The organism is Bacteroides congonensis (assembly GCF_900130125.1).
Taxonomy (GTDB): domain Bacteria; phylum Bacteroidota; class Bacteroidia; order Bacteroidales; family Bacteroidaceae; genus Bacteroides; species Bacteroides congonensis.
Map to the genome: position 1 here is coordinate 1,198,140 of NZ_FQXY01000010.1, position 23,808 is coordinate 1,221,947.

Below are 23,808 nucleotides of genomic sequence, written 5' to 3' on the forward strand. Positions count from 1 at the left end.
TCGTAGGGATTTTTAGAGGTTGTTCAGTGTGGTTATTACTTTCTTCAGGTTGCTGCTTGCCGTCCACTCCTGCAGGCGTTGGCGGAGTTGTTCGTCCGTAACTTTACTGTGGTTGTTGGACAGCAGTTCGAGGTGGAGTTCGAGTAGCTGTTTGAGTCCGGTGACGGGTTTGTCGGGCAATCCACAGATAAATACGGTGAGCAGTTCTTCCAGTTGGCGGTTGTGGAAGTTGCTTCGCTTGTACATGCTTTCGTACACTTGTGTGGTGAAGCGTTTCAGCGGTGCAAGTTCCATGCAGACAAGGCGGGCGAGGATTTCTCCTACACGGCGGTTGTTTATTCTTCCGGCAGTGAGCCCTTCCACCCATAATTCTGCTGCATAGGAACGGACTGTTTTGTCAGCAAAGAGCAGTGAGCCGCCTAGTAACAGCAAACTCATTTCCCTGAGCGGGCAATGGAAGGAGAGAAGCATGCGCAGAGCGTGGGCAATGCTGCGTTTGCTGTCTTCCTGTGGAGTGCCGAAAGACATATAGCAGGTGATGATTTGTGCGATTAACGGCTCCGGACGGTTGGGAAAGCAGCATAGCAGCGGTTCCATGTAGCGGGAATCATCCATGTTGTATTTACTGTTGATAATCAGATGTTCCTGCCATAATTGATGGCTGTTTCGCTCAGCATATTCGTGCCATTTGTAGAACTCCAGTTGCAAGTGTTTGTCTGTCTCGTATGCATTCTCTTTCGGTTCTTTCCATCCGTAATCCCCTGACAGATAATTGTGGGACAATGTGTTGCAGGAGAAGGATTTGAATGCTTTGAATTCTGTTTCCGGGCTTTTTACTAGTCCGGCCGTTATCCACGCGGGCTGATGGTTGTAGGGCGGCTCGGGTTGAGTGTCTTCATTCAGCAGGAAGAGGAAAAGATGCAGGTACTCGTCTTTCAATAATTGCCGGGCAGTGGCGATGGCTTCTTCTTTGTCTTCCATGGCACAGCGGGCGATAGCCAGTTGGAAATCCCATGTATTGGGCTTTGTGCCTGCTTTCTGATAGGCGGCAAGCCGCTGTATAAGTTCTGTAGCCTGTATGTATGCCGGAGTGTGGGTCGGAGCAGAAAGCAGGGGAAGCGTATTGCCGCCTTTGATTCGGCAGATGACGTCTATCCATAGCTTTTTGAAAGGGATAAAGCAGGTTGCGTTACTGTAACCCGGTTTCCAGTCGGCAAGCCGTTTGAAGGCGCGTTCGTCATAAGCGCCCCTGTTTGAATCTATTCCTTTTAGCTTTTCTTCCAGGCGGGTGAACATATTGCGCAGGAATCCCTGGGGAGTAGTGTCTGCCTGTGCCCATAAACGTTGGTATTCCAGCAGGAAAGTAGCAAGAAGGTCTTCGTAGGGCATCCAACTGCTGGCTACGATGTTCGCTGCCCGTTGGAATATGGGCTCCATCCGGCTGAAATCTTCTTCGTCCAGTTGGGGATGGAAAGCGATGATGGCCGCAATCGTGGTGTCCGTCTCCCAGCTCTCTTCCATGTCGAACAAGCGGCTGAGCTGGAACAGGAAATCTTCTTTGTTGGCAGGAAAGGGGATACGGTTGTCTTCCCGGCAAATACGGATGGTTTCCGTAGATGGTTCCTCGGAAAGGAAATCTGCGGCTGTTGTGGTTGTTTCTGTATTTACAGCTTCTATGTAGGCTGTTTCTGTGTTGTTTGTTTTGTTTATGGATTGTGCGTTTTCTGTGGATTGTGCATTGAAAGTGGCGATAGTTGTTTGCGCACTTTGAAACATTTCCGGTTGATAAGCTTGCAGCGTTTCTTGAAGAACGGATGAGGAAGCGTCACCATATTTTGCGATAAATCCGGCGGCTTTCTTTTGCAGGCTTTCGTCTTTCTTCAGGAACAACTGGCAGAGGGTGATGCAGCATGTTTCTCCCATTTCAGGATGCTGTGCGGCTATTTTTTCGAAGATGGCGTAAATGGTGGATAGCGAGTTCTTGGGGCTGGAGAAGAAGAGCGTGGTTGCCCGTTCTACGAACTCCTGATAACAGAATCTGTCCTCAGCCGCAATCTTCTTGAATTGTTGCAGCATTACATTTATCGGTTTGGTATAGGAAGAGGTGAATACTTGCATCATCTCCTCTTGTAGGGATAACAGCTCTTCGGTAGTAGGCTGCAATGTCTCGAAGAATCCGGCAAACCATCCTGCCATGTCTTTCTTGAAACCTCGGTGGAATGTGGCGAGCGTAGCTTTCAGTAGTCGGTTTCTGTCTATATGTCCGTCAAGGGAAAAGCGGTAGAGGGCGGTGCTGATACTTTCGTCCTGTGGCGTAGTGCCTTCTTTGTAGGCACTTTTGGCACTGTCATCCTGATAACTGACAGATGAGTCGTATTCAAAAATAGTCCATATATGCTCTTTCAGTATGATGTCCCGTTTGAGTAATAAGTTGCTGTCGAAAGAATCTTTCTTTTTTGGGTCGTCGGTTGCTGTACGGATACATCCGGGGAGTACGTGTGCAATGTGGCTCGGAGCGAGTTCCTTGAGATACCCCATATCCATGAGTGATATGAGCTCTTCGTAGCCAAGGCCAAAATTGTTCCAGCTTTTGTCATCGTTGATAAAGTCTGTGAGCCAGATGGGGCAATAGAGTGGAAGTAGTTTGCATATCAGGTCGAAGTTTATATCGTATGCCATATCCATTTCTTTCTTGTTGGCACATACGAATTGGACGGCCGCCAGGAAACGCGCCCTGTCATGGCTGCAAAACGTCTGACTGCTGAAACCTGAAAACTTGCCTTTTATCCATTGTAAGTCCCGTATGACGGGTAGTAACTTGCGCCGCTCTTTCATCGGGAGTTCCAATAATTTCTTGATAAAAGGAATCAATACCTTTTCTTCTTTCTCCGGAGTATCTTTGTAAGCCTTGGACAGCTTCTCCAATTCATGTTTTAATTCTTCCATTGTGTTGATTTCTTTACTGCTAAGATGTGTTTGCAAGCTCCCCGTTCGCCTTGGTTACTGCTGAACCAGGTACAAGTACAACGCTCTTTTTCGTTCTCTCTGTCTAAAATGACGGTATGTCTTACTCCGCCGCTGCCTGCGACACGGGCTTCCACCCGGTTTCCGTCATTGGATATAACTTCGACTTTCCCTTCTTCCAGGAGTTTCTCCGCAGCTATCATTCGGGGATTGAGACTCATAATCCGTTCGGTCTTGAAAGGCAGACGGCGATAAAAGAAACTGTTTTCATCCAAATCGAACCCCAGCAGTCCCATAGCCGCCAATCGTGCCGAAAGGGAATCCACCCTATCCAGGTCGATATGTTCCTCAATAGCAAAAAGAGTAGAATTGAACTGTTGATTGGCATAGCTGTATTTGTCCATGGCTTCTATCCATCTTTCCGGAATGTCTTCGAGCAGGGCATCCAAAGCGGCTCCTTCTCCGGAGAAACCACGCCAGCATTCCCGCGAGAGAGAAAGGCTGAAACGAACCGGGCCGAAATAGAGTTGCCAGGTGGTCGATTGCATGGTGGGGTGGACAAAGACTCTTAACTCGTCAGCGAACGGAAGTAAAGGCTCAAGCAACCGCAAGCGATGAAGTCCGCCGATACATACGGAATTCAGACTTTTCACCGGTGAAAAGGCGGGTTTTTGACCACGGACTACTAAATAATAGTCGCATTTTACGGTACTTTTCGGGAGAGTCTGAAAGAGTTGCAAAGTCTGTATGCGGTTGAAAGAATAGAGCCGTTCGGCTGCGGATTGATAGATTTGTACCGTAGTCAGTCCCTTTATCCATTTCACGGGGAGAGGGACTTTGCGTTCTATCACTTTCTCACCTTTATTATATAGTCCCACTTCTTTCGGGCCGACTGACATCACCACTTTCTCTTGCCTGCCGATACTCCCTAAAGCGGAAATCATCCCTGCATTGAAGTCTACATTCGTCGTTCCATTCTCCAGAAATTCCCCGTCGTGTCCATCGGGGAGCACATCGACTCTGGCATATACGCCTGCACAGTTGGAAAAGCCTTCAAAGCGCAGACGGTTGTTGCCTGCCGTCACAATCGGGTCTTTCAGCATCGAAAGTTGGGCAGGTGTCAGATTAAAACTGGACTGCACTACGTTGGATAAGGCTATGAGACAGCGTGCTGTCATATAAGGTTGTGTCAACTTCCCCCAGAAGAAACAGGGAGCGTCTTTTTTCTCAATTTCGCTGTATTTGGCGAGGAATAGTTCGTCCTGGTCGGCAGAGCGTTGCAATGCGGAAGGAGCGGCATATTGATAAGAGATTGTATCAGCCATAGTTGAATAAATAGGTATTTGGTTGCTTATTGCCCAAATATAGAAATTTATTTCTTGTAAGGAAAGAAGTTATGCGGGAATTATCTTACTCAAACGCTGAAAAAGAAGAAACTTTCAAGAAATGAGCCTGTTATGGATTGTTATAAACAGGTATTAAAAATAATTCTTTATATCCTGATACCATTATTTACACATAAAACAATTATTCTTTATAACTATTCTTAAATCCTGTGTCTCATATTGCAATAAAGTAATACTTTTGTTCCTATAAAAATGTTTTGGCGACATAATCTAAATAAGTCTTATGAATTTTAAAATATAAGGTACAGCTGTTTGTGAAAATCGCTAATATTGTTTGTTTTGTTTGTGTTATCCCATTTTGAGTCAGGTGTGACATCAAAATGGGATTTTTTTTATTTCGAAACAACCCAAATACCACCTAAAATCTATCTAAAATGACCTAAAAACTATCCGCTGATAGATTTTCCCCTAAACAATGTTTGTTCTTAACCTGTCACTTCTGTTGAAATCCCGTAAACTTGCACCATCAAAATTATTACGACGAGTATTTACACATTAAAAGTAACGCATATGAAAAGTTTAAGCTTCAAAAAAGACCTGGTAGGAGTACAGGAAGAATTACTTCGTTTCGCATATAAACTGACGACCGATCGTGAAGAAGCAAACGATCTGTTACAAGAAACCTCATTAAAGGCATTGGACAACGAAGATAAATATACCCCTGACACAAATTTTAAAGGATGGATGTACACGATCATGCGTAACATCTTTATTAATAATTATCGTAAGGTTGTACGCGATCAGACATTTGTTGATCAGACTGATAATCTTTATCATATCAACCTGCCGCAGGACTCCGCATATGAAAGTACAGAAAGTGCTTATGACCTAAAAGAGATGCGCCGTGTAGTCAACGCTTTGCCTAAAGAATATAGAGTACCGTTTGCTATGCATGTAGCCGGATTCAAATATCGAGAGATTGCAGATAAACTGAATCTTCCATTGGGAACAGTAAAGAGCCGTATCTTCTTTACTCGCCAGAAATTGCAGGAAGATTTGAAAGACTTCCGTTAAACTTTAACTATAGCTTTTCAGTCAATATTAATAGGTATTAGGGTAAAAAAGAATTGAATAGGATTGCATAAAGAAAAGAGGTTGTGTCAAAACGTTGGCACAACCTCTTTTATATTTTACAGTTCTGCTATATTTTCTTTTGGCTATGCTGCTTTTTCCTCATGCATTTGGCAACAAGTTGCTATATTCCAATTATATCGGGTTATAAATAGTCCCATAAACATATATTTGGCAACTGTAATGAGCCCCTTTCCTTCTTTTATCAGTTTAGCACACATTTTTTTGATATTAAAGGCTATAGCAAAGAAAGCAAAGTCCATTGTAACCTTGTCTTCTCCCACATGCCGGAATCTTCTGTATGCCATGTTGTATTTCATTTGTCCAAACACAGCCTCTGGTTCTATACACCTCCTGCCTCTATGCTTGATACCTTCTTCTGAGAGCAACCTTTCCCGTGCCTGCCGTTTGTATTGATTTAATCGGTGGTTGACTTCTATAATACGGTTCCCCCGAGCTTTAAAACAACTGCCACGCAAAGGGCAACCTTCGCATCTTTTTGCTTTATACCGGGCACTTTCGATGATGTATCCGCTCGCTGTCTTGTCACGTTTGGTTCCTATACGGTTCATGTGCTGTCCCATAGGACAAACGTAATAATCCTCTTGGGCATTGTAATGGAGACTTTCGGCATGGAACGGGTTGGGAGTATAACGAGGACGCTGTTCTTTATGGAAGTAATTGTACTTGATGAAGGCTTCTATCCCATTCTCCTGCATGAACCGGTAATTTTCTTCCGAACCGTAACCGGAGTCTGCCACACAGATATTCGGTAAACGGTTATAGCGGTACTGGAAAGAGTGGAAAAAAGGTATGAGGGTCAGTGTATCGGTAGGGTTGGGAAACAGACGGAAGTCTGTGATGAATTGGTTTTCAGTACCTATTTGCAGATTATATCCGGGTTTGGTCTGCCCGTTCTTCATGGCATCTTCTTTCATGCGCATGAATGTGGCACCAGGATCGGTTTTGGAATAGGAGTTACGTTCTCCAAGGGTATCAAGGTGATTGTTGTATTCTATCAGCTTGTCACGATACCCTTCAAGTTCCATGACCTGCTTCTTCTTTTTGCGCAGGGCTTTCTTTTCTTCCTTATCCTTTGTTGCAGGCTGGCGTTCCAGGGCTTCTTTAAGTTCATCCACTATGTCAGAGAGCCTGCAGGGAGTAAACTCCACGGATGTGTCTTTTATAGAGTTCTCCTGTGCAATGGCTTGATCCACCTGCTCCAAGAGAATACGGATTTTATCCATTAGTATCGTACGGTTCCGTTCGACTGTCTTGCGCCAGACAAAAGTATATTTGTTGGCTTTGGATTCAATCTTGGTGCCGTCGATATACTCTACATCAAGGCTGATGAAACCTTTATCGGCAAGGACAAGAACCAACTGGGTAAATACATTATTTATTTCCTCCTTTACACGGTTACGAAAACGGTTGATCGTGATAAAATCCGGATGCTCATTACCGGCAAGCCAAATATAATGAATGTCACGAAGGAGGTGCTTCTCTATTTTACGGCAAGAATAGATATTATTCATGTAGGCGTAGATTATCACCTTAAGCATCATTTTAGGATGATAAGGACAACGGCCCGTTTCCTTATAAAGCTTCTTGAAACTCTCAAGATTGAGATTGTCAATAACAGCATTCACGATGCGGACTGGGTCGGTCGCAGCTATGTTTTCATCAATTCTTTGTGGAAAAAGAACGGTTTGGTTGGGAATGTAAGGACGAAAATGTAACTTTGCCATAACGAAAAACTTTATACCTAAAGATACGAAAACTTTGGGTAATAACAAAGCCCGGGCTTGAGAAAGTCTGGGCTTTGCGCATAAAAAAAGGCTGTGTCAGCGTTTTGACACAACCTCTTTTCGTGGACCAGCCTGGGCTTGAACCAGGGACCTCCAGATTATGAGACTCTAATACTAACCTTGTATAAGGCAGATTGTCAACACATTAATTATCTCTATGTAAGTCCAGAGGTCAACAATAGGTCAACATTGAACTTACCCTGCAAAGTTAATAATAATTCCTCATATCAAGAATTAAATCACTGTTTCTTATTATACCCAAATGCAGAATTTTATTTATATGTGTACCTGCTATGCTATATTTAAAACTTCGCTCCATGTATTATATTCTTCCACTGCTTCTTAGTACCTTTACTGTAGATAAATCAATTACCAACCTATTTATTGCTACACAAATATGCAAGTAACACCAAAGAGGAATAACACAATTCACTATTTACCACAAGAGATTAAAGAAACCAAACTCACAGAAGTAACATACTTACCTATTACAAGGGAAATGTTAGAACAACTATTCTCAAATTCAGCTAAGAAGAATAAGCATAAATTAGTTAAGAAGAGAAGGAGGTAATTAATAAGGCAGCAAGTGGATGTTACTTCAAATGCTGCCTTTATTAATTCATAATGGTACCTCTATTCCATTCTGACGAACTCCATTACATAATTATATTTCTCTGTTTCTGTATTCTCATTCTTAAAGCGAAGTGCCAATTTGTCTGATGTTAAATATTCTATAGTAGTATTCTCATCAGATTCAAAGAAGCCAGAAGCGGTGTTAGTCTTATTTATCGTTACAGTATTACCATTTATTGATATGGTTTGATTACCATCATAAGTCAAAGAAAGGTTATGAGAACGGTCATAATCATAATAATACGAGTCTACAGAATATATATTATCTGATATCTTCTTAATAATCAGTTTGTAGCAATCACCACAACAGGGAGGATTAGGGGTATGAGTGTCATCCCAAGAGTCTTTATCTCCATCAGATTCATCCCAACCTGCATTACGCACCAATCCCCAAGTTCCCTCTAACTGACTTACATCAATGTCATCATCGTCATCGCTACAAGCAACGAAATTTACACTCATAATAATGGCTACTATAGCCATACCAATAAATCTTAATGTCTTCATCTTTGAATTGTTTTAGTTAATTAATAAATTATATATTAGGGTTCACTTCATTATCGTCTAAATCACCACCGTTGAAATTCATATCAACATTCTCGTTTCCCATTGGAGTATCATCCTCTTTAACTCCTAAAGAAGAATCTGTAGTACCACCATTCACATTTATATTAATAGTAGTCAATACATTACGTTTGGCAGTAATTATCTTCTCAAACGTTTGGGTAGCTCCATTAGCCCGCTCCCATGTTAGTTGTATGGTAAAATCTTTGCTGTACTTCTCTACTTGCCAACATTTATAAACCTCATAGAAGGTGTACATGGAAGAATATTCCAATATGTTATCGTCTGCTGATAGTTTAATATCAGAATTTATAGAACCGTTATTTGTATAAATATTATTAATAAATAATGTTCCGTCTACAGGTGGGTTTACTATAAATTTAATTCCAAAGGCTGTACGCTTTAAATCTATATTAGCAACTCCGTCTTTAGTAGGAGTATAATCGATTAGCTCGCCATAGAATCTATCTGTTTTAGGATAATTAAAGGATTCGTATTCCCATCTACCTTCAACACTCGTTGTTCCTTCCTTTAATCCTTGCATTGGCGTAATCTGATTTGTTGTAGAAATATTGAACTTATTTTCTAAAATTCTACCTTCATATTTATGATTGATACACCATGTATGGAATGGAGCATAATATGTTTCAATATCGTGATATAACGTATCAGTATCATTCTTTACCATAGAACATTCAAACTTATATTTATATCCACCAATTAAAGAAATAGTCATATCTTCAATATTATCAAACAGTCCATAAGCATAATTCTGATAATTCGTATCTCCGTCCTTCTTATAGTACACATTAATCCCATATATCTTCTTTGGCGCAACTTCTGTTCTGCTTAAAGGAGTTTCAGAAGTGGAGATAAATTCTCCGCCCAAATTGAATGAGATAGTGTAGGTTTCTTGGTTAGTCTGCTCCTGTTCTTTAGGTGGTAGTTCATCCTCATTATTACTACAAGAGAATAGAGTACTACTTCCTAAGAGAAGCATACCAATTAATCTGAATATCTTCATTGTAATAATCTGTTTGTGCTTCTACGTTCCTAATAGAGAGCGTTAATAATTGAGATATAAGTGTGAGGAACACAACACGGAGTTGCACACTTCTTTGACAAAGAACTGTTGAGTAGTAAAATAGACTGTCTGTTTCTTATATACCTGTATTTATGCCAACCTGTTCCCTATAGTTGGCTACTACATACAAGAAGCGTGGGAACTATCGAATATTACTGTACTGAGGCTCTCGACTGCCCTTACCCAATAATAAACAATAGCCCACGCCATATGATATATAGTTCACCTATTGAAGCGAATATATAACATTGACGTGAGCGTTCTTGCCTACTATCTTGGGTAATAGAATTGTCGAGATTCCAGTACAAGATAATATTTTAAACGCTCTTCGTTAACTATGTCCCTTCAGCCCTAACACATTAGGTATCTGAAACTGCCACAAAGTTACGAAAGATGTTTATATTTGCAAGAACTATTGTTTATTAAATGTTGAGAGCTGTCTCTACTCAATAATTCAAGGTTGGTATGAAACTTGCCAAATCCCCATATAAGTAGAAATTCTGAACTTCCATACCAACCCAATTATCAGAAGCTAAGACAATCATAGGTATTAAGTAATTCCTCTTGCCTTAATCCCAAGTATCTCTTAGTAATTGACACACTGGAATGATTGAATAGTTCCATGAACTTGACAAGTGCAAGCTCCGAATTATCGTTATTCATGTTATAAACCTGTCTGCCAAAGGTCTTCCTAAGAGAATGACAACTGAAATTGCCTATATGCAACCTGTACTTCTTCTTAATCTCCTTCAACATGACATTGATTCTCTGAACTGTGTACACTGTCCCCTTCTGACTTATCAATACAGGCGCATTTATGCCAACTGGATTTATATGCTCATAACAATCCCTAATATGTTGTTGTAGCTGCATGTTAATCCTAATTGTCCTTTGCTTCCCTGTCTTAATCTCTGTAATGGTAAATTCTTCTGCATCTAATATCTGATTCCACCTTAAAGCAAGAATATCAGAAATTCTTAAACCTGTGAAGCAACCTAAAGCAATAAGAAGTGACATCTTATAATTACTATCCCTTGCCAATTTTCTTATTAGGTTCATTGCTTCGCTCCATTGCAGATAATCTGCTGTTGTACTTGAATATTTAAGTGACATAACGTTCTGATTTATAGTGAAACTAATATAAGTGAATATTAATTTTAAACTGGAATATCTAACTTACTGATTATTAGCTAAACATTCACTAATTATCAAAGTGAATATTATACTACTGGCTATAGCTAATAAAGAGTACCTATATATAGTATATAGATACCCTTATTAGTACTTCATGTACTACCTCAACATAATAATTTGAAATATTGATATATAGTCCAAATAATCATGAAGAAGAATACAATAGGCGAAACTGCACATGCAATAAAGAACATAATAGTCCAAAATATAACAGCGAATAATGCTACTAACATAAATCTTTAATTATTAATTAAGTAATGAATAAAATAAGGGACACCCTTATTATATGGATGTCCCTGTTAAATACTGTGTGTAATACCACTAACTAAGAAACCATTGGTATTTGTCATCACCGTGTAAAGCGGAACATATCCCCGTTGCAAGTTCTGTAGCATTATAGGCTCTATCCAAGAATGAATCTATATAGCTACTCTTATTTGCACCTGTGAGCAAGTTGTAGAACTTCCACATGGACAAGTCATTTCCCAAGCTGCCAAAGTTCTCGTCATTGATATACGCTTTAGCCACATTGTTAACCTGTGTATCAGTAAGCAACATTTTAGGAATATCCTTTTGATAGCCTTGTGGTAATGACTGATAAAGTCTCATTCTTCCAAGTAACTGGCAGAACTGATGCTCTGTCATACTGGTATTGCCTAAAGACTGCATCAAATGTATGTGTTTGGCTGCATCGTATTTGTGGAACATCTCCAATACCGCTTGATATAAATCCCTTGTATTGGTAACTTCCAAGCAACTAAGATAACCGTCTGTAGATACACATAGATTTGTGCAAACCTTACAAGTAAAGCCAATAAACACTTTAAACCGCTCCGCACCCTTCTTTGAATAAAGATTGGTGTGGTTATAAGCTCTGACACCGCCAATAGTAAGTGTTAGCCTGTTACCGTGTACTGTCTCATAGATAGTAGGAACTTCAATAACAAAAGCGCACCTCTCGTAATAGATAGTCTTGTCACTCTCTAATAACTGATTGGCGGGCTTATGTATGGCTTCAGGAATCCTGCCTTTGATTACATGGCTTACACGAATATCTGGCAATTCAATTTGTTCACCGCTAAAGAATGTATTGGTTGCATCCTGTACCGCTTCGATAAAAGCCACATGAGATAATGTAGCTTCGTTATCTTTGGCAAATACAGGGATAATGCAATCATTCCGTAGATGTTCCAAACTGGCTTCAATCGTATTGGCTTCAATAAATAACGGGCGTTTCTGTTTGATAATTGGCTCTTCAATTATTACCGCTTCTTCTGCAAATTCACCAAAGTTTCTACTAATTCTCTGCACTGGCATAATCTGTAATGTTGATTCCATAATCTGATAAATTATTAAGTTAATATGATTAGTAAATACTGCATTTGAGGACAAAATGAGGGCTTAACATGAAGTTCTATTCATTCACTTATCTTTGTGCATCTTTATATGTAGACATATACAAATCATTGATAAGTCCGCACATTTCAGAAGTTCAAAGCGTTTGTGGGCTGAATAGCGATTCATGTTATCCTTTCATTTCTCCAATAATGGGTAAGGGGGACGTTAGGAGTAACAATAAAGCTTAGCGCATGATATACATCTGATATATGTCAGCCTGTTCACTGACAAATCAAATATTTCACTCTATCACTGCATAAAGTTCAAATAGAAACACGACCTAAATCTTAAGAGCGGGGGTATGAATTTAGAGTACCCTATTCTTGGGTTGGGGTATATAATAAGAAACTCCAAACCGTATTAGTGGTCTGGAGTTTTATTCTTATTCAATCAAAGCCTTGATAGCCTTCTTGGTTCTTGTTCTCCTTAGTTGGCTTAATCCAAGCTGCTGATATCCCTGTTCTAATATTGGGTCTCTCTTCATAAGGCTTTCCAACTCCTGCCGCTCGTTATCAGTCAGAGCGGATTTCTCCTTCAAGTCACAGAAGCGTTTGAGCCTGTCTCTGAATTGGGGAGTGGTAAGTATGCCTTTGATAATATTCTCGTCTGCAATGTTCCATTCATACGTCTGGACTATTGCCATGCCCAACTGTCTGTAGCCTTCCTGCAATGCTTCTGCCGACCTGTACACTATACGTGTAGTCCAGTGTTGGTAGAGTTTTAACTGGGCAACCATGTCATTGACTTCATACCTGTCACCCTTCTTGATGATATATGTATCAGCCCCCAATTTCTTAAGTTCATCGTCCTGCTGTTTCCTTGCAGCTTCCCCTAACTTGCTCTCATTCAATACCTGTATCCGTTCCTCTGCCGCTGCAAGTTCCTTAGCTATCTTCTGCTTCATTTCAGCAAATGGAAGGTAGTAGTTCATAACCTTTGGATTAAAGATATGGACTATCTTGTTTCTGAACGGATTGGATTTGGTTCTGATACGTCCTGCAATCTGGGGAATATCCATATCAATGCTGATTAGGGTATGCTTGTTGTAACCGTTGCTGACAATGAAGCATATTGCCGTTTCAGAATAATAATCCACTCCTTCAAACGCCTTACAGGTTACAAATGTAAACCGTTTGGCGGGAGCTGTTGAACTGGAGATTTCAAAGCCTTCCAGTTTGTAATGGTTCTTCTCGTCATCCGCACATATAATTCTGCAATCATCATTAGTCAGTCTGGCTTCTTCAAGTATCTCCTTAATCTCTCTTACGCTATTAACAAAGAAGTAAGCTTCCTCACTCTTAATCCCGTCCAGTACAAAATGACCGTTGTCTTTATAATGCCTTATAATCTTGGCAGCCGTACTGCTTGCGCTTTTACATGGATAGGGGTAGACTGTAATCTTATCCACTGTCTTCCAGTCAGCCACGTACTCTGTCATTTCAGCAAAGACTTTGGGCTTGAACAGTTCTGGGATAGGGGTTGCGGTCAGGAAGCAATGGGATTTGAAACATTTGAAGTTCTCTATGATTTGATTTATCACCATTGTCCTAAACCCGTACTGTTTTAACAGGTTGTGGTACTCATCCACAAGTATTTTAAATTCCAGTGGATTGATAACAGGAATCAACTTGTCAACCTTGTCATAAGTGCAGATTATCTTCTTCACTCCGTCCTTATCAAGAAACTTCCTTAACTTGGCTTGCACTGTTTTATTGAAACTGCCATACAAGCCGAACAGTTTGTCATTAGTAGGACTTACGCCTGCTTGAATCTGTGACCTCTTCCAAGTAATGTCCTTACCATTCTTATCCTTAGGTGGATAACATTTATTAATTACTAACTCCGTCGTAGGTACGGCAATTATATAATTCTCGTCATTGGTAAGTGCTATCGTAGTAGCACCACATCCTGTCTTCACCTTGTTGAAGATACAGTTCTTTGGGAAGTCCTTCATAATGAGGAAGCCGTCCCGCTCTTGAATTTCTAACTTTACCATAAGTTATCTTTTGTGATTTTAAATATGTTACCTATGCCCCTAATTATTGGACTTTAAATAATCCTAAACTCTGAATATTGGGGTAACTGACCGTTTTATATAGGGATAATTCACCACTCTTTGGAGATTCCAACTTTATCCCCACTTCTGCTTGGTGATTGGAAAACAGCTACCTGTCACCTCAATAATCAGACTTTAAGTTACTCTCAGCTTCATTTATTAGGGTAACCCGTATTATTATATAATGGAAATTCACCACTCTGGAAGAATCTGGAGTAGAAGAGCCTACCTGTCACATAGGCTCTTTACATGGTTAGACTTCTTCCGCTTCCAGATAAGGAATGTCCTCTGTGTCATCATTGGCGGTCACTTCCTTGCCGTCTTTAATTGAGATGACAGTAGTAGGGCGATTGTACCGTTCTCTTATCTTCTCAAACTGTTCCATTACTAAATTCTCGTCCAGATTTCCGTGTGTATTGAACATTGCCGCCTTGTCGTTCTGTGTAATGGACTGGAATATCTTGACAGCTTCCTTGACGTCTCCTGTAATTGTCTTGATATTATTGAATTGGTTACTTAAGTATCTCTTGGCAATATCCTTGTCATCAAAGCCTTTATCCTTGCAGATTTGGATGAACTTGTTACCTGTCTCCATGTTATAGGCTGGAATGATAGGCTTCTTCACCTTCTTCCCCTTCTCATCCTTACCAGAGCATAATAAAGAGAAGTCAGACTTTGATATGGCGTTATTATTGCCACAAAAGATAAGGTTCAGTGTTGAGATTGGATAACCGTCTGGGTTCTTCTCGCTCTTTATTAATTCGTTGTACCGTTGCAGAAATTCATTGTCTGGGTTAATATTGGCTGCACCACGCACATAGTCTGGGGTAGTCCATTCCTTCTTGGTAATATTAATCTCGTTGATGTATTCTGCAATAGTTTCATTCCCTTGCAGTTCAACTTCAATGGCGGGTACATTTATTGCTTCCTCTCCGTTCTCCGCTGCCCATTCATTATAGAGGGATGCGGCAATGGTTCTGTGCTGACCGTCCAATACAAGGAAGTATTTGGCTGCATCCTCTGGATTTATATCCTGTCCGTTTATGTCAACCAGACGAATGTCACCTGTTGTGATTACATCTTCTGCCTTAACGACCTGTACCATTTCTGCCTTTCTATAACCCTTGACCTTCATCATGGCTAATATCTTCTCTACATTACCCAAGTTGATGGCACGGTTAATACCCTTAGCGAAAGCTACGTTTCTTACTTCATTATTGGCTACAATTTTAATTGTCAAATAAATCTTCTTCATAATTGTTTAAATTTAAATTAATAATTAAGTTGGTGCAATCTTCAACTTGGCGCCTTATCGTTTCTGATTACATTGCAAAGGTGAGGAATAGTCAGAAGGTGTGTTATAAAGAATAGAAGGCGATTTGAAGTGTATTCTTTAGATGTAAGAATATCAGCGAATTAGCTAATTTAAAGACATAAAAATAACTACCACGTGATTACATGGTAGTCTGTAAGGATTGGTGGATTATTAATTACCAGAGATGTTCTGTAGATTGATTATTGGGTGAGAAGTTGTAGTCTTCTGTCTGTTTGGTCTTCCATTGCGGTTTATAGCCTTGTTTCACCAAATAGGCTATTGTTGCATTGGTGTAGTTCTCATCATTATTGAAACTGCCTGCTTCAAATAATAATTCCATGTAGTCTAAAGTCATGCGTATCTGTTCACTCTTGGTCTTTATTGAGGAATATCTTTGTAACAGGTGGAATGTACCATACATGATTAGATTATGGGCTGCATTATTGGCTTTCCTGCCCTTCTTCTGTGAATATACTTCCTTCAATTCCTGTTGGGCTTCTTCCAAACTGTTTACTCCTAAATAGATGTGAAGGTAGTTATCCAATAAATCAGTCAGCCAATAGCAAGAGTTATCAAGAGTAATCTTCTTAACTCCGTTATCAATGGTTATAGGACTGAATACCCTTAGTTCCTTCTTCTTGGAAGGTGAGTATCTCTTGGTATTCAGCAACTCATATAGCTTTAACATCTCTGGACGAACTTGTTTCAGATAAGGTAGTGTGTTCTCTGATATGACAACTTCTGTGTAAAGTTCACCATTCTTATACTTCTCATATATGGCAGCTACAACAAGCATACTTATTCCAATTACTCCGTCATTATCAGTTTCACCATGCTTCTGTAATAAATCAGTCAGCCGTTCCAATAAATTATCACTTGGCAGGGTGATAAGTATATTGTGTTCTGAATCCATAATGAAGCTACTTGGATTAAACGCCTTACTGATAGAAGTAGATTTGGGAGCATACCGTTTATAATCAAATACTCCGTTATCTACTGCGATAGTATTTAGAAATGAATAGTCTGTCATGTAGTTCTTACAAATATCTTCACTGATTCCGTTGGGATATTTATGGTAGTAAGTAGCTGACAACTCATTCTCAAACATGGCACGCTTATAGCCAAAGTATTCCGTGAGTATGGGTTCTATCTTCTTTAATTCTGGAATTGGTAGTATGTAATCTCTCATATCGCTTCTCAATATTATGCTGTAAAGATAAATAATGCTGCTCCATTACACAATAGAACAGCATTACAAATTACTACAGAATGTAATTACATCCTACCAAATACGTACTTCACGACCTTCGCATTAGCCCTGTTCTCGTTGGCGAAATCCCGCTCAATGTAGATGTCCGTTACCCTCATTGTTTCATCAACGTGGTTTAACGCTGCATGGACTGTATATTTGTCAATTCCCACTTTATTGAGTGCTATGGTAGCCCATGAGTGGCGCGCTGCATAATATTCCAAGTCATCAATCTCCAATAATCTTCCAATCTCCTTTAAACCATAGTTTATGGCTTTATTAAAACCTTTCTCGTCAACGTAATATTGATAGAAATTGAAGAGGCGTTTACCTGTTTTATCCTTATACTTCTCAATGAGAGGTTGGGCTAATTTAGGTATATCAACCTTCATTTGAGCTTTATCCAGTCTGCGGTCTTTAGTCTTTGTACGATTATATGTAATTGTATTACCTTTCATTTCAGTGGCATTGTATAAATCTGCTGAGTTCATACCCATAAGGCAGAATGAGAGAATGAAGCAATCCTTAGCCAAATTATAACGGCACGTAGCTTTGTAACCCTTCTTCATGTCCTTATATGGTAACTTCCATACCTTCTTTATAATATCTGCGGATATAGCTCTTTTACGGGTAGCTTCTTGTTTGGGTATTTCAAGTTCTATGAAGGGTGAGTTGGGAATTAAGATTAAATTCTTATCCTTCTTATTATACCTCTTCTTGGCTTCATTGAACAACTTCTTGATACTTATCAAATAAAGGGAGAGTGAACGATTGGAAGGTACACGTTTGCCTTGCTGCATTAATCTTTTAGTCCGTATCTCACGTTCTTTATTCAAGAATGATTTGAAGTCTTCTAAGAAGTCAAGAGTAATTAGATTAATATCCAACTCCTCCTTACCTATGAAACGCACTAAAGCATTAATGGCAGTTGTATAATTGGGTGCACCTTTGATTGTAGTTGAGGCTATCCATTCATGACTGAATTTAATGAAATCTATTACTTGGTTCTTCTCATGTTCATGGTTTAATAACTCCAATATGTCCTCTAATGTGTAATTATTCTGGTCTATTTGAAGTTTGTTACACCGTTCTTTGTAGTATACTACCAGATTATCAATCTCCTTCTTAATAGGAGTACCTTCCTTGAATTTGAAGTCTTTAGTAAGTTCTTTAGGTGTTATGAATAGGTTTGTAGATAATCTTCTTACCTTTCTATTCATTGTAAACCTTACCTTGACATTGTATGTCTTATCACTCCTCTGTTTGTCCTGTTGGACTTCTGCTTTAATTGTTAGCATTTTAACCTATTAATTTGGGGTCAACAATAGGTCAACAACTACCTAAATTAAGGCTAATATTACCCAAGCAACAGACTTATATCTGTGAGGTTCTACAAACTAAAAGAGGCTCTATTCCCTTAGGAATGAGCCTCTTAGTTTGTGGACCAGCCTGGGCTTGAACCAGGGACCTCCAGATTATGAGTCTGTTGCTCTAACCAACTGAGCTACAAGTCCGATGTATCCATTTGTTGGATGCGGTGACAAAAGTAGTATTTTCTGTCGAATTATGCAAATCCTTTCGATAAAAAACTGCTATTCTTTGTTCTCAAAACTTATATTTCCGTTTCGGGTTCTTGGGAAACCAGCCTTTTTTTACCCGTTCTTCCTGTTCAAAGACCTCTTTGATCGTCCAAAAGGAAGAGAAAGCGAAGACACCAAGCAAGGAAGACAGTATCACATTATCAATGCTTAATGAGGCAATGACTCCGGCTATGCCAAGTATCAGAAATATCCACCAGCATTTTGTGCCCCAATAATATTCGGCCTTTACCACGACAGGGTGAAAAAGGCCGATAATCAAAAAGGTGCAAATTCCGATGGATAATCCTGCAAGGTGATATTCATTTAGAAATTCCATGATACGCTTATTTCTCTACGCGAATAGGAATTTCTTTCTTGATGCTCTGCTCCAGAGAAATCAACGTCTCGGTAGCTACTACGCCCGGTATCTCTTGCATTTTGTTGTTCAGCAAATCCATCAGGTGCTCGTTGTCACATGCGTATAACTTGGTCAGCATGGTGTACGGGCCTGTGGTGAAGTGACATTCCACAATTTCGGGAATTTTTTGAAGTTCTGCCACAACAGATTTGTACATAGAGCCTTTTTCCAGCTTGATACCGACATAGGTACAAGTTCTGTAGCCAAGGGATTTCGGATTAACATGGTAACCTGAGCCTACAATGACACCTAGGTCAATCAGTCTTTGCACACGTTGGTGAATGGCTGCACGTGACACTCCACATTCGGCTGCTACGTCTTTAAAAGGGATGCGGGCATTCTGGGAGATAATCTCTAGGATCTGCCTGTCGAGGTTGTCTATTCTTTCCATAATAATAAATTATAATTTCCAGTTGTTATCAAATAGTAAGCAAATATAGAGATTTATTTTAATTATTCTTCTTTTCCGAGAAAAAAAATAGGAAAAAGCAAAAAAAAGAGGGGCAAACGCTTTGCACCTCTTTCCTTTTTCTATTTAGAAAGAAACTTTCTTATTTCTTATCTTTTTCGATGCTTACCAATTCAACTTCGAAAATCAAAGTAGAGAACGGTTTGATTTGGTTGCCTGATTCTCTTGCGCCATAAGCAAGGTCTTGAGGGATGTAAAGTTCCCATTTAGAACCTACAGGCATCATAGTCAGGGCTTCTGTCCAACCTTTGATTACCTGGTTGGCACGGAAAGTAGCCGGTTCGTTACGTTTGTAAGAGCTGTCAAATTCAGTTCCGTCAATCAAAGTACCTTTGTAGTTCACTTTCACTTTGCAAGTGTCAGCAGGAATTTCACCCTTACCTTCAGTGATAACTTTGTATTGCAGACCGCTCGGAGTTGTTTTTACACCTTCTTTAGTTTTGTTTTCAGCAAGGAACTTTTCGTTTTCAGCTTTGTAGTCAGCATATTTTTCTTCCAGAGCTTTTGCTTTGATAGTTTCCATAGCTGTACGAGTATAAGTCTGAGCCTCGTCCATAGTCATCATGCCGCCTTTTTCCAAAGTACCTGCGATGAAACCGGCCATGAAGTTGTCTTTGCTGATAGTCTTGGTAGAGTCACCTGCGAACAATTCCTGGTTGATACCTTTCATCATCTGGTTGCTGATTTGCTGACCGATTTGCAGACCTGCCATGTAAGCGATGTCTTTCTTGCTGGTCTTGTTTGCACCTTCGTTCAAACCTTTGATGAAATCTGCCATGTATGCAGTATCTACATCCAGACGACCTGTCAGATAACCTTTCAGACCTTGAGTCTGAGCCATACCGATAGAATAAGACAGTGAGTCGAGATCTGTTTTCAGATTTGCTTTAGGAGACTGAGCTGTACAAGAAGCAAGGCTTGCAGCAGCGGCGATTGCCATAAAAATACTAACTTTTTTCATTTTGCTTTGAAATTTTTTATTTATAATACTTCGAGTAATTCTACTTCAAATACCAGTGTGCTGTGAGGAGGAATCATTTCTCCTGCACCTCTTGCGCCATAACCCAGTTCTGACGGAATATACAGTTTCCACTTAGCGCCTTCAGACATCAGTTGCAGTGCTTCCACCCATCCCGGGATTACTTGGTTAACACCGAATACAGCAGGTTCACCACGTTGGATAGAACTGTCGAACAGTGTGCCGTCAATCAGCGTACCTTCGTAATGACATCTTACCTGATCGGTAGCTTTGGGCTTTTTGCCTGTACCTTCGTTGATAATTTCGTATTGTAATCCGCTGGGTAAAGTCACTATACCTGCTTTTTTCTTGTTTTCTTCGAGGAAAGCTTTTCCCTGTTCGATGGCGACAGCACCCATCTTAGCTTCGAGTTCTTCGAAATACTTGTTTACTATTTCGCGGGCTTCCTGATGGCTGATAGCCGTCTGGTTGCCTTCCAATACATCTTTGATTGCCTGTGCAAAGTCTTCTACCGAGAGATTCCCAATCCCCATGCTTGATAAGTTTTGACCGATTCCCAGGCCAATAGAGTAACTGAATTTATCCATATAATGTTTTTTGTTGGCGATTGAAAGGCATCACCTTCATAGTTTTAGCTTCCAATCAATTGCAAATTTATGAATCGCAAAAGTACGTGTTTTATTTGAATGATTTAGCATTTGGTATTTAAAAATTCTTATATCCGTGAAAGATAGCTCTTTTTCTTTGGAGAATTTATTCTTTTGTTCCGATGATTCTGATTACATTTGTATATCTTAAAACGAACAGAAGGAGGAACAAATATGAAGAATCTGGTAATTTTGACGGGGGCAGGTATGAGTGCCGAGAGTGGAATCAGTACGTTCAGGGATGCAGGTGGTTTGTGGGATAAATATCCTGTGGAGCAGGTGGCTACTCCCGAAGGGTATCAGCGTGATCCGGCTTTGGTGATTAATTTCTATAATGAACGCCGGAAACAGTTGCTGGAAGTGAAGCCGAACCGCGGGCATGAATTGTTGGCGGAACTGGAAAAGGACTTCAAAGTGACAATAGTGACGCAGAATGTAGATAACCTGCACGAACGTGCCGGAAGTAGCCATACCATCCATCTGCATGGCGAACTGACTAAAGTTTGTTCGAGTAGAGATCCGTATAATCCCCATTATATAAAGGAATTGAAGCCTGAAGAATATGAAGTGAAGATGGGAGATAAAGCCGGAGACGGGACTCAACTGCGACCTTTTATCGTATGGTTCGGCGAGGCTGTACCGGAGATTGAAACGGCTATCCGGTATGTGGAGAAGGCGGATATCTTTGTGATAATCGGAACTTCGCTCAATGTATATCCGGCAGCAGGGTTGCTTCATTATGTACCGAGAGGGGCAGAGGTGTATCTGATTGATCCGAAACCGGTAGATACACATACTTCCCGCTCGATACATGTGATTCAGAAAGGGGCTTCCGAGGGAGTGTCGGAACTGAAACAATTGTTGGGAGTTTGAAACCTTCTTTTCTTTATTCCAATTCGACTTTATTCCAGCTCGATGGCAAAAATATGATTGTTCCGGAGAGTTTCCGTGATTTCGAGTGCAGTGATTCCGCTGCACTCTATCCTTAATATTTTCTCCCAGTCTTCAAAGTCCACGTTCCATTTATCTATTTGGGGGTATTGGGCCAAAAGCTTTCCTATCCGTTTGATGTCACATCTTCTGGTGATAGAAGTTCGAAAAATCAGAATCTTATTTTCCATGTCTTTTTAGAGTTTTATTATAGTGAACGGAACTCCCGGATAGTCATGTCGAAATGTTGCCTGAAATTGCGGCTTAAAAGTGAAAGGCTGCTAAAGCCGCAAAGGCGGGCAATTTCGGTGGCGGAAAGTTCCTTGTCTTGTTTTAATAATAGGGCTGCTTTTTCAATCCGGATGCGTTTGATGTAATCCGTAGGCGTCTCACCTGTCAGAAATACAAAGACACGGTGAAAATGGAAAGGCGAAAAGCATGCGATACCGGCCATTTTCTGTAAAGAGAGCGGCTGGTCTATATGATTATGGATATAGTCTGTGACTTTATCAATCCGTAATTGGTATTCTTGCCTATTTAGTTCTTTCGTTTCCATATCTTTTTGCAAAGTAAAGGATAATAAGTGCCGGAGAGTTATCCTATCTTGCTAACTTCTCCGGCAGATGTTAATTATCTTTTTTGTCCTATATAGAATACGTAGCCATAGTATTTCTTGTACTTATAATATAGGCTCTCTTCGTACCGTTGTCCGGCAATGAGGTCTGCAGCCGCGGCATTTCCCGAATATTCTTTCAGGAAAGCTTCCTGGGCCGGGAACTGGGGAGCATAGAAATGCTCGGTCCAACAGTTTTCCGGTAAAATGAAATGGGCTGTCAGCGTATATCCTGCTTTCTCCATTTGTGCTATTTTATTCGGAATCGTATCGATTTCCGGATAATTGGCCATCCAGAAGTCTTCTATCTCGGCAGGGCGTTCCGGAGTAAACCAGGATGCTTCCGTTACAGCGATGAATCCGTTCTTTTTAAGGAATCTGTTCCATTCATTCATTCCGCGTTCGAATCCTATATTATAGATAGCGCCTTCTGACCAGATTAGATCGAGTTCCTCATCTTGAAACGGCAGATTATCCATTGAACCGACAATGCCTTTTACTCTGTCATCGCAATGTAATTTAGCTGCATTCCTGTTGAATATCTCGATAAAATCGGGAAAAAGGTCAATACCTGTAATCTGTCCTTTTGTATAGTTGGCCAGTGTCATTGTCTGTCCGCCTGTGCCACAACCAATATCGGCTATTTTGGCCTCGTCTGACAGCTCGTTGATAAAACTTACGGCTTTTTGTGTGACTTCGGGGCTTCCGGGACCTTGACGTTCCAATAACTTGAAGTAATTACATATCATTGTGAAATCGAAATCGTGGATTGACTTTAATTCGTTACTCATTGTTTTTAATGTTTTAGGTATATGGCAAATGGAGGCATACAATGATGCTTTATGAGTATTTGACCATACAAGTTGTTTAAAAATTCAAATATAAAAGATAACTCCGACATGAATATGTCAGAAAACATAAGGGATAATCTGTAATGAGAGGAAGGCTTACAGATTATTTACAGAACGGAATCCTTACGATATGAAAATGAGTTAAACATCCAATTTCTTCTTTTAGTTCGTGACAAAGATATGTTTTTAGGAATAAACGTCCATAGATTCTTGGAAGAAAAATACTGTGAACGTGCATTTTAGCAAGAATCGTCAAATAAATCTGTTTATAAGCCGGCTTTGTAAGGTTACTGTCGAAGTAATACGGATTGAACTTCGGGCTTTGCTAGAGTCTTACTGAGTAATGAAGCAGAATATATTACTCATAAAGAGAAGGGAATATGGAGATTGGGAATAATACAAGCCAAATAAGACGTAATGGTTATTGAGTGTTCGCCCCGCCATAATGGCAAGAGCAGCGAGCTATGATGATGGATATTTGCTCGTTTTTGAGTAGGATATGTAATAAAATTGCTTGAAACTATATTTTTTTGAGTTACATTTGCCGGATATTGAATACAAATGTCTCATTTAATAGAT

At 40.1% G+C, this 23,808-nt stretch carries 20 protein-coding genes and 1 tRNA gene; 2 read left to right on the top strand and 19 right to left on the bottom strand.

The genetic code is table 11. The features are described from left to right. Positions 1–12 precede the first annotated feature (12 nt). The gene (locus BQ7997_RS15820) at positions 13–2,946 is read right to left on the bottom strand and encodes a DUF6493 family protein (RefSeq protein ID WP_073347171.1); all 2,934 of its coding nucleotides are present in this window, start codon (positions 2,944–2,946) and stop codon (positions 13–15) included. Beyond that, a complete protein-coding gene (locus tag BQ7997_RS15825; RefSeq protein ID WP_073347172.1) occupies positions 2,934–4,289 on the bottom strand; it encodes an SWIM zinc finger family protein in 1,356 nt (451 codons plus the stop codon). Before BQ7997_RS15825 ends, BQ7997_RS15820 begins: the two co-directional genes overlap by 13 nt. A gap of 591 nt (positions 4,290–4,880) precedes the next feature. Here BQ7997_RS15825 and BQ7997_RS15830 point away from each other — a divergent pair. Further along, positions 4,881–5,384 carry an RNA polymerase sigma factor gene (locus BQ7997_RS15830; protein WP_073347173.1) on the top strand — a complete coding sequence of 168 codons (504 nt, stop codon included), beginning with the start codon at positions 4,881–4,883 and terminating at the stop codon, positions 5,382–5,384. 143 nt (positions 5,385–5,527) lie between these two features. Here the strand turns inward: BQ7997_RS15830 and BQ7997_RS15835 are convergent, their stop codons facing one another. The 14 genes from BQ7997_RS15835 to BQ7997_RS15905 form a co-directional block, all read right to left on the bottom strand. Further along, positions 5,528–7,189, bottom strand: coding sequence for an IS1182-like element ISBf3 family transposase (locus tag BQ7997_RS15835; protein ID WP_073344447.1), 1,662 nt, complete (start codon positions 7,187–7,189; stop codon positions 5,528–5,530). Positions 7,190–7,882: 693 nt separating this feature from the next. Continuing rightward, positions 7,883–8,389, bottom strand: coding sequence for a hypothetical protein (locus BQ7997_RS15840; RefSeq protein WP_073347174.1), 507 nt, complete (start codon positions 8,387–8,389; stop codon positions 7,883–7,885). Positions 8,390–8,417: 28 nt separating this feature from the next. Then, on the bottom strand, positions 8,418–9,470 hold the full coding sequence (locus BQ7997_RS15845; RefSeq protein WP_235817306.1) for a hypothetical protein: 1,053 nt from the start codon (positions 9,468–9,470) through the stop codon (positions 8,418–8,420). 585 nt (positions 9,471–10,055) lie between these two features. After that, positions 10,056–10,643 carry a tyrosine-type recombinase/integrase gene (locus BQ7997_RS15850; protein ID WP_073347175.1) on the bottom strand — a complete coding sequence of 196 codons (588 nt, stop codon included), beginning with the start codon at positions 10,641–10,643 and terminating at the stop codon, positions 10,056–10,058. Positions 10,644–11,045: 402 nt separating this feature from the next. Then, the gene (locus BQ7997_RS15855) at positions 11,046–12,062 is read right to left on the bottom strand and encodes a DUF3871 family protein (RefSeq protein ID WP_073347176.1); all 1,017 of its coding nucleotides are present in this window, start codon (positions 12,060–12,062) and stop codon (positions 11,046–11,048) included. Between the two features lie 442 nt (positions 12,063–12,504). Further along, a complete protein-coding gene (locus BQ7997_RS15865; RefSeq protein WP_073347178.1) occupies positions 12,505–14,118 on the bottom strand; it encodes a hypothetical protein in 1,614 nt (537 codons plus the stop codon). A 313-nt stretch (positions 14,119–14,431) separates the two neighbouring features. Beyond that, positions 14,432–15,433 (bottom strand): hypothetical protein, encoded by a 1,002-nt coding sequence (locus BQ7997_RS15870; RefSeq protein ID WP_073347179.1) that lies wholly within the window; start codon positions 15,431–15,433, stop codon positions 14,432–14,434. 235 nt (positions 15,434–15,668) lie between these two features. Continuing rightward, complete coding sequence (locus BQ7997_RS15875) at positions 15,669–16,682, bottom strand: hypothetical protein (RefSeq protein ID WP_073347180.1); 1,014 nt, start codon at positions 16,680–16,682, stop codon at positions 15,669–15,671. Between the two features lie 86 nt (positions 16,683–16,768). Further along, a complete protein-coding gene (locus tag BQ7997_RS15880; protein WP_004323952.1) occupies positions 16,769–18,040 on the bottom strand; it encodes a phage integrase SAM-like domain-containing protein in 1,272 nt (423 codons plus the stop codon). Between the two features lie 142 nt (positions 18,041–18,182). Then, a tRNA-Ile gene (locus BQ7997_RS15885) sits at positions 18,183–18,256 on the bottom strand. Positions 18,257–18,347: 91 nt separating this feature from the next. Further along, positions 18,348–18,659, bottom strand: a complete 312-nt coding sequence (locus tag BQ7997_RS15890; RefSeq protein ID WP_073347181.1) for a DUF4491 family protein — start codon at positions 18,657–18,659, stop codon at positions 18,348–18,350. Positions 18,660–18,666: 7 nt separating this feature from the next. After that, positions 18,667–19,131 (bottom strand): Lrp/AsnC family transcriptional regulator, encoded by a 465-nt coding sequence (locus BQ7997_RS15895; RefSeq protein ID WP_004302580.1) that lies wholly within the window; start codon positions 19,129–19,131, stop codon positions 18,667–18,669. Positions 19,132–19,291: 160 nt separating this feature from the next. Then, positions 19,292–20,170, bottom strand: coding sequence for a BamJ family beta-barrel-assembly machinery protein (locus tag BQ7997_RS15900; RefSeq protein ID WP_022140413.1), 879 nt, complete (start codon positions 20,168–20,170; stop codon positions 19,292–19,294). Positions 20,171–20,190: 20 nt separating this feature from the next. Then, positions 20,191–20,775: a BamJ family beta-barrel-assembly machinery protein gene (locus BQ7997_RS15905; RefSeq protein WP_073347182.1), complete on the bottom strand. Its 585-nt coding sequence runs from the start codon at positions 20,773–20,775 to the stop codon at positions 20,191–20,193. 234 nt (positions 20,776–21,009) lie between these two features. Here BQ7997_RS15905 and BQ7997_RS15910 point away from each other — a divergent pair, with 234 nt between their 5' ends. Then, on the top strand, positions 21,010–21,708 hold the full coding sequence (locus tag BQ7997_RS15910) for an SIR2 family NAD-dependent protein deacylase (protein WP_073347183.1): 699 nt from the start codon (positions 21,010–21,012) through the stop codon (positions 21,706–21,708). A 29-nt stretch (positions 21,709–21,737) separates the two neighbouring features. Here the strand turns inward: BQ7997_RS15910 and BQ7997_RS15915 are convergent, their stop codons facing one another. The 3 genes from BQ7997_RS15915 to BQ7997_RS15925 all read right to left on the bottom strand — a co-directional run bounded on the left by BQ7997_RS15915 (position 21,738) and on the right by BQ7997_RS15925 (position 23,169). Next, on the bottom strand, positions 21,738–21,956 hold the full coding sequence (locus tag BQ7997_RS15915) for a hypothetical protein (RefSeq protein WP_073347184.1): 219 nt from the start codon (positions 21,954–21,956) through the stop codon (positions 21,738–21,740). Between the two features lie 17 nt (positions 21,957–21,973). Beyond that, a complete protein-coding gene (locus BQ7997_RS15920; RefSeq protein ID WP_022140417.1) occupies positions 21,974–22,321 on the bottom strand; it encodes a helix-turn-helix domain-containing protein in 348 nt (115 codons plus the stop codon). Positions 22,322–22,395: 74 nt separating this feature from the next. Beyond that, positions 22,396–23,169, bottom strand: a complete 774-nt coding sequence (locus BQ7997_RS15925) for a class I SAM-dependent methyltransferase (RefSeq protein ID WP_073347185.1) — start codon at positions 23,167–23,169, stop codon at positions 22,396–22,398. Positions 23,170–23,808 lie beyond the last annotated feature (639 nt).

Coding starts and splice junctions, on each gene's coding strand:
- BQ7997_RS15830 (WP_073347173.1), top strand. CDS start 4,881: ATGAAAAGTTTAAGCTTCAAAAAAGACCTGGTAGGAGTACAGGAAGAA.
- BQ7997_RS15895 (WP_004302580.1), bottom strand. CDS start 19,131: ATGGAAAGAATAGACAACCTCGACAGGCAGATCCTAGAGATTATCTCC.
- BQ7997_RS15870 (WP_073347179.1), bottom strand. CDS start 15,433: ATGAAGAAGATTTATTTGACAATTAAAATTGTAGCCAATAATGAAGTA.
- BQ7997_RS15915 (WP_073347184.1), bottom strand. CDS start 21,956: ATGGAAAATAAGATTCTGATTTTTCGAACTTCTATCACCAGAAGATGT.
- BQ7997_RS15910 (WP_073347183.1), top strand. CDS start 21,010: ATGAAGAATCTGGTAATTTTGACGGGGGCAGGTATGAGTGCCGAGAGT.
- BQ7997_RS15900 (WP_022140413.1), bottom strand. CDS start 20,170: ATGAAAAAAGTTAGTATTTTTATGGCAATCGCCGCTGCTGCAAGCCTT.
- BQ7997_RS15845 (WP_235817306.1), bottom strand. CDS start 9,470: ATGAAGATATTCAGATTAATTGGTATGCTTCTCTTAGGAAGTAGTACT.
- BQ7997_RS15890 (WP_073347181.1), bottom strand. CDS start 18,659: ATGGAATTTCTAAATGAATATCACCTTGCAGGATTATCCATCGGAATT.
- BQ7997_RS15825 (WP_073347172.1), bottom strand. CDS start 4,289: ATGGCTGATACAATCTCTTATCAATATGCCGCTCCTTCCGCATTGCAA.
- BQ7997_RS15840 (WP_073347174.1), bottom strand. CDS start 8,389: ATGAAGACATTAAGATTTATTGGTATGGCTATAGTAGCCATTATTATG.
- BQ7997_RS15925 (WP_073347185.1), bottom strand. CDS start 23,169: ATGAGTAACGAATTAAAGTCAATCCACGATTTCGATTTCACAATGATA.
- BQ7997_RS15835 (WP_073344447.1), bottom strand. CDS start 7,189: ATGGCAAAGTTACATTTTCGTCCTTACATTCCCAACCAAACCGTTCTT.
- BQ7997_RS15855 (WP_073347176.1), bottom strand. CDS start 12,062: ATGGAATCAACATTACAGATTATGCCAGTGCAGAGAATTAGTAGAAAC.
- BQ7997_RS15905 (WP_073347182.1), bottom strand. CDS start 20,775: ATGGATAAATTCAGTTACTCTATTGGCCTGGGAATCGGTCAAAACTTA.
- BQ7997_RS15920 (WP_022140417.1), bottom strand. CDS start 22,321: ATGGAAACGAAAGAACTAAATAGGCAAGAATACCAATTACGGATTGAT.
- BQ7997_RS15850 (WP_073347175.1), bottom strand. CDS start 10,643: ATGTCACTTAAATATTCAAGTACAACAGCAGATTATCTGCAATGGAGC.
- BQ7997_RS15820 (WP_073347171.1), bottom strand. CDS start 2,946: ATGGAAGAATTAAAACATGAATTGGAGAAGCTGTCCAAGGCTTACAAA.
- BQ7997_RS15865 (WP_073347178.1), bottom strand. CDS start 14,118: ATGGTAAAGTTAGAAATTCAAGAGCGGGACGGCTTCCTCATTATGAAG.
- BQ7997_RS15880 (WP_004323952.1), bottom strand. CDS start 18,040: ATGCTAACAATTAAAGCAGAAGTCCAACAGGACAAACAGAGGAGTGAT.
- BQ7997_RS15875 (WP_073347180.1), bottom strand. CDS start 16,682: ATGAGAGATTACATACTACCAATTCCAGAATTAAAGAAGATAGAACCC.